At 68.6% G+C, this 11,615-nt stretch carries 11 protein-coding genes and 1 tRNA gene; 10 read left to right on the top strand and 2 right to left on the bottom strand.

Annotated elements, in window-relative coordinates:
• Nucleotides 1–55 precede the first annotated feature (55 nt).
• The 7 genes from OHB23_RS15610 (at nt 56) to OHB23_RS15580 (ending at nt 6,261) form a co-directional block, all read left to right on the top strand.
• Nucleotides 56–129, top strand: a tRNA-Pro gene (locus tag OHB23_RS15610).
• A gap of 175 nt (nt 130–304) precedes the next feature.
• On the top strand, nt 305–910 hold the full coding sequence (locus tag OHB23_RS15605; protein WP_328809859.1) for a TetR/AcrR family transcriptional regulator: 606 nt from the start codon (nt 305–307) through the stop codon (nt 908–910).
• 83 nt (nt 911–993) lie between these two features.
• Nucleotides 994–1,350: a hypothetical protein gene (locus OHB23_RS15600; protein ID WP_328809857.1), complete on the top strand. Its 357-nt coding sequence runs from the start codon at nt 994–996 to the stop codon at nt 1,348–1,350.
• Nucleotides 1,343–2,854: a sensor histidine kinase gene (locus OHB23_RS15595; protein ID WP_328809856.1), complete on the top strand. Its 1,512-nt coding sequence runs from the start codon at nt 1,343–1,345 to the stop codon at nt 2,852–2,854. The genes OHB23_RS15600 and OHB23_RS15595 overlap by 8 nt, the downstream gene beginning before the upstream one ends.
• Nucleotides 2,851–3,510, top strand: a complete 660-nt coding sequence (locus OHB23_RS15590) for a response regulator transcription factor (protein ID WP_056444417.1) — start codon at nt 2,851–2,853, stop codon at nt 3,508–3,510. Before OHB23_RS15595 ends, OHB23_RS15590 begins: the two co-directional genes overlap by 4 nt.
• On the top strand, nt 3,507–5,012 hold the full coding sequence (locus OHB23_RS15585; protein ID WP_328809855.1) for an SLC13 family permease: 1,506 nt from the start codon (nt 3,507–3,509) through the stop codon (nt 5,010–5,012). The genes OHB23_RS15590 and OHB23_RS15585 overlap by 4 nt, the downstream gene beginning before the upstream one ends.
• Before the next feature lie 28 nt (nt 5,013–5,040).
• Nucleotides 5,041–6,261, top strand: a complete 1,221-nt coding sequence (locus tag OHB23_RS15580; protein WP_307093134.1) for a glycerate kinase family protein — start codon at nt 5,041–5,043, stop codon at nt 6,259–6,261.
• A gap of 18 nt (nt 6,262–6,279) precedes the next feature.
• Here OHB23_RS15580 and OHB23_RS15575 read toward each other — a convergent pair whose 3' ends face one another.
• On the bottom strand, nt 6,280–7,065 hold the full coding sequence (locus OHB23_RS15575; protein WP_307093133.1) for a hypothetical protein: 786 nt from the start codon (nt 7,063–7,065) through the stop codon (nt 6,280–6,282).
• Between the two features lie 234 nt (nt 7,066–7,299).
• Here OHB23_RS15575 and OHB23_RS15570 point away from each other — a divergent pair, with 234 nt between their 5' ends.
• Nucleotides 7,300–7,596, top strand: a complete 297-nt coding sequence (locus OHB23_RS15570) for a DUF3263 domain-containing protein (RefSeq protein WP_222637488.1) — start codon at nt 7,300–7,302, stop codon at nt 7,594–7,596.
• A 93-nt stretch (nt 7,597–7,689) separates the two neighbouring features.
• On the opposite strand, the gene OHB23_RS15565 is transcribed toward OHB23_RS15570, so the two are convergent.
• Nucleotides 7,690–9,525 carry an NAD(P)/FAD-dependent oxidoreductase gene (locus tag OHB23_RS15565; RefSeq protein WP_328809854.1) on the bottom strand — a complete coding sequence of 612 codons (1,836 nt, stop codon included), beginning with the start codon at nt 9,523–9,525 and terminating at the stop codon, nt 7,690–7,692.
• Nucleotides 9,526–9,718: 193 nt separating this feature from the next.
• Between OHB23_RS15565 and OHB23_RS15560 the strand changes: the two genes are divergently transcribed.
• Entirely contained in the window at nt 9,719–10,765 is a 1,047-nt protein-coding gene (locus OHB23_RS15560) for a 2,3-butanediol dehydrogenase (protein ID WP_328809853.1), read from the top strand.
• A gap of 41 nt (nt 10,766–10,806) precedes the next feature.
• A complete protein-coding gene (locus OHB23_RS15555) occupies nt 10,807–11,586 on the top strand; it encodes an acetoin reductase (protein WP_222631303.1) in 780 nt (259 codons plus the stop codon).
• Nucleotides 11,587–11,615: the final 29 nt, after the last annotated feature.

Genomic DNA, 11,615 nt, shown 5'->3' with positions numbered 1-11,615 from the left:
GGGGTAGTGTTTGCTCGTTCCCTTCGGGGCACACACGATCCCTTTCGAGGGATCGCGGGCTGTGGCGCAGCTTGGTAGCGCACCTGACTGGGGGTCAGGTGGTCGCAGGTTCAAATCCTGTCAGCCCGACACCGAAATGGCTCCGGACCGTTGTCCGGGGCCATTTTTCATGTTCGCGTCCGGTGTGGCGGGCGCGGAGGCCGCGCCCGTGGTCGTCGACTTCCTCGGCAGCTGAGAGAGCCTGCCGTGGGAGAATGACGGGAGTACATCACCCGTCAGGAGTGCGCGAAGGAGGGCAGCGGCGGTGTCTTCCTCCCCGGCGATGAGCCGTCGAGAACGGAACAAGCAGGACAAGCTCGACCGCATCACCACGGCGGCACGCGACCTCTTCGCCGAGTACGGCGTGAGTGAGGTGACCACACAACAGGTCGCCGACCACGCCGACGTGGGAACCGGAACGGTCTTCCTCTACGCGAAGAACAAGGGTGAACTGCTTCTTCTGGTGCAGAACTCGGACTATGCGAGCGCGCTCGAGCGGGGCATCGCCGCGGCCGCCCACGTCGTGGATCCGGTCGAGGCCGTCATGGCCGTCCTCAGGCCGGTCGTCGAGTGCAACCGCAAGCAGATCGAGAACGGCCGGACCTATCAGCGAGAGGTCGTGTTCGGTGACGACACGGAACCTCATCGTCGTGAAGCGTTGTCACTCGCCGCGCGGACCGAGGCGGTCGTCGCGGAGATCCTCGGCCGCGACGACGACGACGCGACGCACCACCCGGACCGGCAGGTGCAGGCCCACATCGTCTCCGCCATCCTGTTTCTCAGCATGGCTCTGACGGCGAACGCGACCAAGAGTGTCGCGGACGTGGCGACAGAGATCGAGATGCAGATCGGTGTCCTGCTCGGCCGTTGACGCCACTCACGGCGTGTCGAACATGAAGAAACCTTCATCGTCGTCTCATGGGACGGTCATGGACCCCCGGCATAGTTGCTGTCATGCGCTCCTCCCGCCCACTCGCCGCGGCCGCCGTCCTGGTGGCCATCGCGTGCGTTCTCGTCGCCGGGGTCCTGGTGACGCGATCACCGGCGCCACGCCTCGACCCCTCGCCCGTCGTGGTGAGTGTGGCGCCGGAGCCGACGCCCGAGGTGATCGCTCCCACACCTGATGTCCCGCCCGCCTCTCCCGCGCCCGCGCCGGCCGCTCCCGCTCCGATCACGCCGCCGCCAGTTCAGGCCCCAGTGCAGGCACCGCCGATCGTCGACTTCTCCGACGACGACGCGGACGACGGCGATGACGGCGCCGACGACGCCGACGACGTCGACGACGTCGACGGCGGTGACGACGATGAGTGACGCTGCCGGTGTCTCGGCTCGCCGCGGATCGGCTCTTCCGGCACGGTGGAAGATCACAGCCTGGATCATGTTGACGACCCTTCTTCTGTTGGTGGTCGTGCTGGTGACCGCCCGCAATCTGCTGTTGCGCGACGTCGACGTGCGCGCCAACGGGGACGTCGCGCAGGAAGCCGAGGAGTTCCGGACCTTCGCGTCCGAGGGGGTCGATCCCACGACGACGCAGCCGTTCGTCTCGGTGGAGCGGCTTCTCGAGGTGTACCTCGCCCGGCAGTCGGCCGGCACGGGTGAAGTGATGTTCGGCGTCGTGGGCGACTCGGTACTGACTCAGCCCGGCGTCGATGTGCCGACCGTGCTCGCACCGCGGTCACCGATCCTGACGACGGTCGTGCAGTCGGCCGAACCCGCCGGAGTGCTGGACACCGACAACGGCGAGATGCGGTGGGGGCACGTCGTCATCGACGACGCGACCGGCCGCGCCGGCACGTTCGTCGTCACGGCGTTCACCGGTGCGAACCGTGATCTCGTCGATCGGACCATGCGAACCATGGCAGTGGTCGGCGCCGTCGGACTGCTGCTGCTGACAGGAATCGCGTATCTCGTCGCCGGTCGCATTCTCGCTCCCGTCCGCACGGTGCGCACGGTCGCGGCCGAGATCGGGGAGACGGATCTGACCGCGCGCGTCCCGGTCCACGGGCGCGACGACATCTCCGATCTCGCCGAGACGTTCAATGCGATGCTCGACCGGCTGGAACAGGCGTACACCACCCAGCGACAGTTCGTCGACGATGCCGGACACGAACTGCGCACGCCGATCACGATCGTCCGGGGGCATCTCGAGCTCATGTCGGAGGACCCGGAGGAGCGGCGGCGTACGTTGGCGCTCGTCGACAGCGAGCTCGCCCGCATGGGGCGGATCGTCAGCGATCTGCTCATGTTGGCCAAGGCCGAGCAGCCCGATTTCGTCGTGCCCGCCCCCGTCGATGCGGCGCAACTCGTCCTCGACATCGAGTCGAAGGTGCAGACGCTCGGCGATCGGCAGTGGTTGCTGATGCAGGTCGCGGAGGGCTCGTGTGTTCTGGACGCCCAGCGCGTCACGCAGGCCATGGTCCAGCTCGCGGCCAACGCCGTCGGACACACCGAGGACGGGAGCCGCATCCGGCTCGGATCGACCTTCCACGACGACGGGGACGCTCGACGGTTGTCGCTGTGGATCGCCGACGACGGGCCCGGTGTCCGCCCCGAGGACGCGCCCGTCATCTTCGACCGTTTCCAACGCGGATCGCCCGCCGACCGGACGTCACCGGCAGCGCGGTCGGGAGCCGGCCTCGGACTCGCCATCGTCCGTGCCATCGCCGACGCCCACGGCGGCTCCGCCTGGGTGCGCAGTGTGCACGGCGAGGGGGCGACGTTCGGCCTCGACCTCCCGGCTCCGGGCCACAGCCCGCGGTCCGAGACCGGCCCGGCGCTCACAACAGACGATGCACTCACGAAGGAGATCCGATGAGCCGAATCCTGATCGCGGAGGACGACATCCACATCGCCTCCTTCGTCGGCAAGGGTCTGCGGGCCGCCGGGTACACCACCGAGCACGTCGCCGACGGCGAGACCGCGCTCATGATGGCGCGTGGCGGTGGCTTCGACATGGTGGTGCTCGACATCGGCCTGCCGGCGATGGACGGGTTCACGGTGCTCCGACAGTTGCGCGGCGAGGGTGTGTCGACACCCGTGGTGGTCCTGACCGCTCGGGACAGCGTGCGCGACACCGTTGCCGGGCTCGAGGGCGGCGCCAACGACTACATGACCAAGCCCTTCCAGTTCGCCGAGCTCCTCGCACGGGTACGTCTGCGGTTGCAGGACGACACCGCAGGTTCGGCGGACAACTCGCTGACCTCGGGGGACCTTCGTCTCGATCTGCGGTCACGCCGTGTGCACGTGGGGGAGTCGGTCGTCGATCTGACGGCGCGCGAGTTCGCTCTGCTCGAGACGTTCCTGCGCCACCCCGACCAGGTGCTGTCCCGTGAGCAGATCCTCGGGCAGGTGTGGGGATACGACTTCGATCCGGCCTCGAACGTGGTCGACGTCTACGTGCGTGCGTTGCGCGCGAAGATCGGCGCCGAGCGCGTGGAGACCGTGCGCGGGATGGGATACCGCGTCCGATGACCGTCACCGAGTTCGCGACGACGCCGCCCGGGCGACGTACTCCCACCAGTCCTGTCCCGACCCGGACGCCGCGGCGAGTTCCGACGCCGTCGCCGCGGACCCTCGTCAGTGCCCTTGTGCTCGCGGTGCTCGCCGTCGGTGTCGTCCTGGCAGGAGTGGCCGGCGATCTGACCGCACACGGGACCATCACGGTGCTGGTCTTCCTCGTCGCGGTGTGGATGTGGATCTTCTCGCCCCTCGACGACACCCACGTCGCTCTGGGCGCCGCTCTGACGTTGGTGATCCTGGGTCCCGTGTCCACCGAGACCTTCACGCGCACACTGGGTGACACCGTGATCTGGCTGTTGGTCGGGTCGTTCGTCATCGCCGCGGCGGTGACGGCCAGCGGCCTGTCCGCTCGGGTTGCGGCACGCGTGCTGTCGGTCGCCCGGTCGCCGCGGCAGCTCGTCCATCTGGTCACCCTCGTGCTGCTCCTGACGACCTTCGCGATCCCGTCGACGTCGGGCCGGGCTGCGCTCGCGCTGCCGGTGTTCCTCGCTCTGGCGACCGTTCTGCGTGAACGGCCCCGAGTGGTGCTGACGCTGTCCCTGGTCTTCCCCGCGGTGATCCTCTGCTCCGCGGTCGGGTCGCTGCTGGGGGCCGGCGCGCACCTCATCACCAGCGAGATCGTGCGCACGACGACCGGATCGGGCATCGGGTTCCTGCAGTGGGCGATCCTCGGACTGCCGCTCGCGATCGTGTGGTCGCATCTCGCGGCGGAGATCGCGCTGTCCCTGTTCACCGATCGAGCGGAGCGACGCCGACCGCTCTCGGTGACACGCGACGCGTTCGGCGGGTCCGCCGGACCACTCACCGTCCCGCAGAAGCGTGTCCTGCTCGTCCTGGTCGCCGTCGTGACCCTGTGGTGCACCGAGCCGGTGCACGGTGTCGAACCGGCCATCGTCGCGATGATCGGCGCACTGCTCGCGTCGGCACCGTTCGTCGGGGCCACCACGCTGCCTGCTGCCGTCCGCACCATCCCGTGGAGCCTGCTGCTCTTCATGGCCGGAACACTGTGTCTCGGAGTGGCGCTGACCACGACGGGTGCCGCCGAGTGGTTCGCCGACCTGGTCTTCGGGCCCATCAGCGCGCTCGGGTCGTCCGCCGCGACCGTGTTCGTGGTCGTACTGGTGCTGGTGTCGCTGCTGTCCCACCTCGTGGTCCAGTCACGGTCCGCCCGCTCCGCGGTGCTCGTCCCCGTTCTCGTCGCCACTGCGCCGGTGCTCGGCATCGATCCCGCCGCCGCGGCGTTCGCTTCCACCGCTGCCGCCGGCTTCTGCCTCACCCTCACCAGTTCGGCCAAACCGGTGGCGATGTTCGCCGCGAGCGACTCCGTCCCGGGGTTCTCGGCAGGCCACCTTCTCCGCCTGTCCGCCGCAGTCGCCCCGGTGTCCGTCGCTCTCGTTCTCGTCTGCTCGGTATGGCTGTGGCCTGCCCTCGGTCTTCCGCTGTACCTGCCCTGACTGCTCCCACCCCTATCTCAGGAGAACCATGTCCACACGAGTTCCCCAGCGCATCCTCGTCGCCCCCAGCGGTTTCAAGGAGAGCCTCTGCGCCGAGTCCGTCGCGTCCGCCATCGCATCGGGGGTGCGGCGCGCACTACCTGGAGTTCGGGTCGACACCGCGCCCATCGCCGACGGCGGTGAGGGAACGGCACGCACACTGGCGGCCGCGACGCGCGGCACCCTCCACGAGACGACGGTCGTCGGACCGGTGGGGGAGCCGGTGCCCTCGCACTGGGCCCGACTCGGTGGCTCCGAGCGCTCCGTCGCCGTGGTGGAGATGGCGGCTGCGGCGGGGCTCTCCCTCGTACCGCACGATCGGCGCGATCCCGGCGCGACCACCACCTACGGTGTCGGCCAGCTCATGGCCGCGGCGCTCGACGCGGGCGCGGACACGATCCTGGTGGGTTGCGGCGATTCCGGCACCTGCGACGGGGGAGCCGGGGCACTGCAGGCGCTCGGCGCCAGGATCCTCGACGTGCAGGGCCGTGAGATCGGCCGCGGCGGTCGAGAACTGATCCGGGCGCACCACCTCGATCTGACGGCGCTGCATCCCCGTCTCGCCGAGGTCGACGTCGTGCTCGCGTGCAATCCGCACAACGTCCTGTGCGGACCCAGCGGTGTCGCCCGCGTGTTCGGACCGCAGAAGGGGGCGTCCCCGGATCAGGTGGACGAACTCGCCGCCGCCCTGGACAACTGGGCGCGCGTCCTCGAGCGGGACGGTGTGGCCACCGGCGATGTGGCGACCGGAGCGGGCACGGGAGCGTCGGGCGGACTGGGTGCAGGACTCGCGGCCGGGGTCGGGGCGCAGTTGCGGTCCCGCTTCGATGCGTTGCTGGACTCGGGCCTGTCGGGAATCGACCTCGACCGCCGAATCCGCAAGGCGGACCTCGTCATCACTGCCGAAGGGTCCATCGACTTCCAGACCCCGCGGGGCAAGGTCCCGGCGGAGGTGGCGCGGCGCTGCCAGCAGTTCGGCGTGCCGGTGATCGCGTTGGCGGGATCACTCGGTCGCGGAGCGCCGGCGGTGCACGACGTGGGCATCGCCGCCATCGCGTCCATCATCACGGTGCCGATGCCGTTGTCCGAGGCGGTCGCGAACGGCGAGCGGTTGCTCACCGACGCCGCCGAACGGACCATGCGCATGATCCTGCTCGGTGGTGCGGTCTCCGCTCGATCCGGAAATCGGAGTCGTAAGAAGTCGGCGTAGGGCCGGTCGATGTAGGTGTCAGCGAATGCCGAGGATGGCGTCCAGCAGCGACGGAACACTCGGCGCGGTCACGATCGTCGGGGTCGCCAGATCGAACGCCCCGAGCGCGGTGAGTACGTCGTCGCTCTGGGTCGCCGGGCCGCCGTAGGTGTTGGCCGCGACCGTAAAGTCGTCGCCGATGGAGGCCGAGGCGACGACGCTGGACCCGTCGTCCGCCCAGCCCCACTTCGTTCCGGTGGCGGCGGCGAGTCGACCGGTGCCCCAGTCCTGGACCGTGCCGTCGGCCGCGACCGGTAGCGCCGTGGTCATCCACGTGAGGACGGGGCTGCCGGGATCGGTGCGCTTCTTGGTGTCGAGGAAGCGCACGGTGTCGGCCGTGCTGGTGTAGGAGTCGCCCCAGAAGCTGCCTCGCGAGGTTGCGGTCAGTCCGTACTCGCGCGCCGCGGCGTCGATGGCGCCGGGGTACTTGCTGTCGAGCAGCGAGGCGGCCCAGTCGTCGCTCACCTGAATCATGCGAGCGGCGAGGTCGCGGTCCTCCGCGGACGAATCACCGTGTCGGAGCACGTGATCCGCGAGGTAGAGCTTGACCGTGGAGAGTCCCGGCCGTGCCTCGTTCTCGTTGGCAGTGCCGACGTGGACGCCCGTGGAGAGCGAGGTGTACGACAGGGAGGTCCGCTCCGGGACGCCGGAGAAGTCGCCCGGTGCGGGCGCGGCGCTCGCGGGGGCCGCGAGGGCGGTGACCAGTGCGACGCCCACTGCGGCGGTCGCGAACCAGGTGGCCGGTCGTCTGTGTCGAACGTTCATCGTGCTGCCCCTCCGGCGGTCGTGCCGCCGACGAACGACGAACACCGTCGAATCTATTGCCTCCGCTACCGGAACGGTGGACGACGCCGCGGTGGCGTGGTGGGGATCACATACCCGCGCGGCCCGGTGATCACGCTGTCCCGGAGTGAACAGCCGCTGAGAAATTGCTGTGACTCGTCGGCATGTTCACCGATCCGTCACCGCAGTGTCGGATCGATGGGCAATACTCGCGTCGTGACACGCACACCCTTCCCCGCAGCCTCCCGGTCGACGACGCCCGGCGCAGCACCCCTGTCCACCGATCCGACGGATCCGTCGGAGACCGACCTCGCGATGGTCGCCTTCCTGCGGCGGTGGTACGTCTACGGCGGCGGCCGCGCCGAGGACATCCTGGTGGAGTTCGGACTCACGCCCCACGAGTTCTTCGGTCGTGTGAAGGTGTTGCTGGAGAACGGCGTTCGGGTCACCGACCGCGGGCTGGTCGAGCCCATGCTCGCCGTCTGCCGGAAGCGGCTCTGGCTCGGTCAGTGACGACCGGCCTCACACCGACCGTGAAGTGACGTTCTCTCGCTCCGACGACCGCCGTGTGCGTGTCGAGGGACACGCACACGGCGCACGCGTCTGTCAGCGCAGGTGATGGACCTCCTGCAGCCCGTACACGGGGGTGTCCAGGCCTTCGTACCGAGCCTTCAGCTGTAGGCCGAGGTAGAGCGAGTAGTGCCGCGACTGGTGCAGGTTGCCGCCGTGGAACCACAGGTTGTCCTGCTGCGTCGGCTTCCACATGTTGCGCTGCTCGCCCTCCCACGGGCCGGGGTCCTTGGTGGTGTCGGAACCGAGACCCCAGCACTTGCCCACCTTGTCGGCCGTCTCCTGGTCCACCAGGTCGGCCACCCAGCCGTTCATCGATCCGTAGCCCGTCGCGTACACGACGAGATCGGCCTCGAGTTCCGTCCCGTCGGACAGCACCACCGCGTTCTCCGTCAGGTGGTCGACCTGGCCGCCGACGAGGTGGATGCTGCCGTCCGCCACCAGCTCCGAGGCGCCGACATCGATGTAGTAGCCGGAGCCGCGCCGCAGGTACTTCATGAAGAGTCCGGAGCCGTCGTCTCCGAAGTCGTGCTGGAAGCCGGCCTTCTCGAGGCGGTCGTAGAAGTCCCTGTCCTTCTCGGCGATCTGCTGGTACACCGGGATCTGGAACTCGTGCATGATGCGGTACGGCAGTGAGGCGAAGGTGAGATCCGCTTTCTGCGTGGTCATTCCGGATTCGACGGCGCGCTCGGAGTACAGGTCGCCCAGCGCGATCTCGCACAGCGAGTCGGACTTGACGATGTGAGTGGACGATCGCTGGAGCATCGTGACGTCGGCGCCCGTCTCGAACAGCGCCTTGCAGATGTCGTGCGCCGAGTTGTTCGAGCCCACCACCACGACCTTCTTGCCGACGTAGGCGTCCGGACCGGGATGCTGACTCGAGTGATGCTGCTCGCCTCGGAAGACGTCCATTCCCGGGAAGTCGGGGATGGAGGCCTTGCCGGACATGCCCGTCGCCATCACCAGCTGCTTCGGTCGCAGCGTCACCTCCTCGCCGTCACGATCGACCACCACGGTCCATTCCCCGGCCGCCTCGTCGAAGGTCGCCGACAGGGCCGTCGTCTTCGACCAGTACGGCACCTCCATGACCTTCGTGTACATCTCGAGCCAGTCGCCGATCTTGTCCTTCGGGGCGAACACCGGCCAGTTGTCCGGGAACGGCAGGTAGGGGAGGTGGTCGTACCAGACCGGATCGTGGAGGCACAGCGACTTGTAGCGTCCTCGCCACTGATCACCGGGGCGCTCGCCGCGATCGACGACGATGGCCGGGACGCCCATCTGACGCAGGCGAGCGCCCAGAGCGATGCCACCCTGACCGCCGCCGACGACGAGGGCGTAGGGCTGGATGCCGTATCCCAGTTCCTTCTCCTCCGCCTCGCGTCGCTCGGCCCAGGTCTTCGTCTCCTTGTTCGAGCCGTGCACAGCCCCCATCGGTCGCACGTGCCCGCGAGGTTCCTCGTACCCCTTCAGTTCCTGCATCGTCGTCAGCAAGGTCCAGGCGAGCGACTCACCGGACTCCGCGTCGGTGCGTAGCCGCAGATGTCCCTTGCCGCGTGCCGTCGCGGTCTCGAACTCGATCCATGCGGAAGTGACACCGTCGGCCTCGTCGGGTGTCTCGGTCGTGCGAAAACCCTGCGGAGCGACGTCGGCGAGCCGTGCCGTCAGCATGTCGGCGATACCGTCGTGTCCCTCCACCGTCTTGAGGTTCCAGGTGAACGTCACCAGGTCGCGCCAGAAGCTGTCGACGGCGAACATCGCGACGACTCGATCGATGTCCCGCGCAGCGAGCCCCGCTTCGAAATCGGCCAACCATGCGTCGACCCGCTGCTGCGGCGAGATGCTCTGCGTGGGTGGCTCGAGGGTCTGGGTCATGACAACTCCGTCTTCGTCGTTCCGTGGTCGTGCTCGTGTGATGCACAGCACACGCCGTGGACGCGGTCCGAGGAAGAGTTGCAGCGGGTTGCAGTCGCAGGTGCAACCGACTGCAACCCTGTCGTGCTGTGCCGCGTGTCACATAGAACGGTGATCACGGCCGTCGCTGGGACGGCCGGTGAGGAGTCGAACGATGCGCGCAGCGGTGTACCACGGGCCCGGCAAGGTCGAGATCGCCGATGTCCCGGAGCCCGACCCGGGACCGGATCAGGTGAAGATCGCCGTCGGTGCCAACGGCATCTGCGGTACCGACCTGCACGAGTACTACGCCGGTCCGATCTTCATTCCCACCGAGCCGCACGCCCTGACCGGTCAGCAGATGCCGCTGATTCTCGGACACGAGTTCTCCGGCACCATCACCGAGCTCGGCGCGGGAGTGACGGGATGGTCGATCGGCGACCGTGTCGCCATCGAACCGCTGTACCGCTGCGGGCACTGTGGTCCGTGTCGAGCCGGCAACTACAACGTGTGCCAGTCGATCGGCTTCCACGGACTGATGTCCGACGGCGGTATGGCCGAGTACACGGTGGTGCCGACCGACATGCTGCACGCGCTGCCGGACTCCGTGTCCCTCGATCTGGGTGCGCTGGTGGAGCCGATGTCGGTGGCCTACCACGCGGCGACTCTGGGTGAGGTGCGCGAGGGCGACACCGCGATGGTGTTCGGGGCGGGACCGATCGGCATCGGACTCTGGTTCGCGCTGCGCGGCAAGGGGCTCGACGACATCCTCGTGGTGGAGCCGTCCGCGACCCGGCGGGCAGCGATCGAGGCGCTCGGTGCACGCACTCTCGACCCCACGTCCGTCGACGTCCCCGCGCTGGTGGCCGACGAGACGGACGGGCGCGGCGCCGACGCCGTGTACGACGCGGCCGGTGTCGCGCCGGCGGTGGCGACCGCGCTGGCGTGCGTCGGGTCCCGCAAGCCGATGGTCAGCGTGGCGATCTACGAGAAGCCGCTCACCACGCCGCTTCTCGAACTGGTGATGAAGGAGGCCCGCATCCAGGGGTCACTCTGCTACACCTCCGCCGACTACGACGCCGTCATCGCTCTGATGGCCGACGGCGTGTACGACCCCACCGGGTGGGTGTCGCGCATCGGGATGGACGCGGTGATCGACGACGGTTTCGAGGCACTGCATGCCGGCACGAAGATGAAGGTTCTCGTCGATCCGTCGCTCTGACCTCCGTCCCGGACATCCACCATCACATGAAGGAGACACGCATGAGCATCGACGGACAGGTCGCACTCGTCACCGGCGCAGGACAGGGAATCGGGAGGGGAATCGCCCTCCGACTCGCGCGGGACGGCGCGGACATCGCCCTCGTCGACGTGCACCCCGACGGCATCGGCCAGGTCGCCGACGAGGTGCGGGAGCTCGGTCGCGCAGCCACGACGATCGTCGCCGACGTCAGCGATCGCCGCCAGGTGTTCGACGCCGTGAACCGGGCCGCCGCCGAGCTGGGAGGTCTCGACATCATGGTCAACAATGCCGGGATCGCACTCGTCGGCCCGCTGTCCGAGGCCACGCCGGAGGAGGTCGGCCGCATCCTGTCGATCAACGTCGAAGGTGTGCTGTGGGGTATCCAGGCGGCCGCCGCGACGTTCATCGAACTCGGTCGGCCCGGCCGCATCATCAACGCGTCGTCCATCGCAGGGCACGACGGGTTCGAGATGCTCGGTGTGTACAGCGCCACCAAGTTCGCCGTGCGCGGTCTCACGCAGGCCGCCGCCAAGGAGTACGCGTCCGCCGGGATCACCGTGAACGCCTACTGCCCGGGTGTGGTCGGCACGGACATGTGGGTCACCATCGACAAGCGGTTCGCCGAACTGACCGGCGCGGAGGAGGGCGCGACCTACGAGAAGTTCGTGGGCGGTATCGCGTTGGGCCGAGCCGAGACTCCCGACGACGTCGCGGGATACGTGTCCTACCTCGCCGGGCCCGACGCGGCGTACATGACCGGTCAGGCCGGTCTCATCGACGGCGGACTCGTCTACCGATGACCGATCGGGACAGACCCGGGCATGACGCG

Source organism: Rhodococcus sp. NBC_00294 (assembly GCF_036163995.1).
GTDB lineage: Bacteria > Actinomycetota > Actinomycetes > Mycobacteriales > Mycobacteriaceae > Rhodococcoides.
This window is presented reverse-complemented; position numbering and strand designations above follow the sequence as displayed.

Excerpts from the sequence above, each read along its gene's own strand:
- OHB23_RS15600 (WP_328809857.1), top strand. The coding sequence starts at position 994 with ATGCGCTCCTCCCGCCCACTCGCCGCGGCCGCCGTCCTGGTGGCCATC.
- OHB23_RS15595 (WP_328809856.1), top strand. The coding sequence starts at position 1,343 with ATGAGTGACGCTGCCGGTGTCTCGGCTCGCCGCGGATCGGCTCTTCCG.
- OHB23_RS15590 (WP_056444417.1), top strand. The coding sequence starts at position 2,851 with ATGAGCCGAATCCTGATCGCGGAGGACGACATCCACATCGCCTCCTTC.
- OHB23_RS15585 (WP_328809855.1), top strand. The coding sequence starts at position 3,507 with ATGACCGTCACCGAGTTCGCGACGACGCCGCCCGGGCGACGTACTCCC.
- OHB23_RS15580 (WP_307093134.1), top strand. The coding sequence starts at position 5,041 with ATGTCCACACGAGTTCCCCAGCGCATCCTCGTCGCCCCCAGCGGTTTC.
- OHB23_RS15575 (WP_307093133.1), bottom strand. The coding sequence starts at position 7,065 with ATGAACGTTCGACACAGACGACCGGCCACCTGGTTCGCGACCGCCGCA.
- OHB23_RS15565 (WP_328809854.1), bottom strand. The coding sequence starts at position 9,525 with ATGACCCAGACCCTCGAGCCACCCACGCAGAGCATCTCGCCGCAGCAG.
- OHB23_RS15560 (WP_328809853.1), top strand. The coding sequence starts at position 9,719 with ATGCGCGCAGCGGTGTACCACGGGCCCGGCAAGGTCGAGATCGCCGAT.
- OHB23_RS15555 (WP_222631303.1), top strand. The coding sequence starts at position 10,807 with ATGAGCATCGACGGACAGGTCGCACTCGTCACCGGCGCAGGACAGGGA.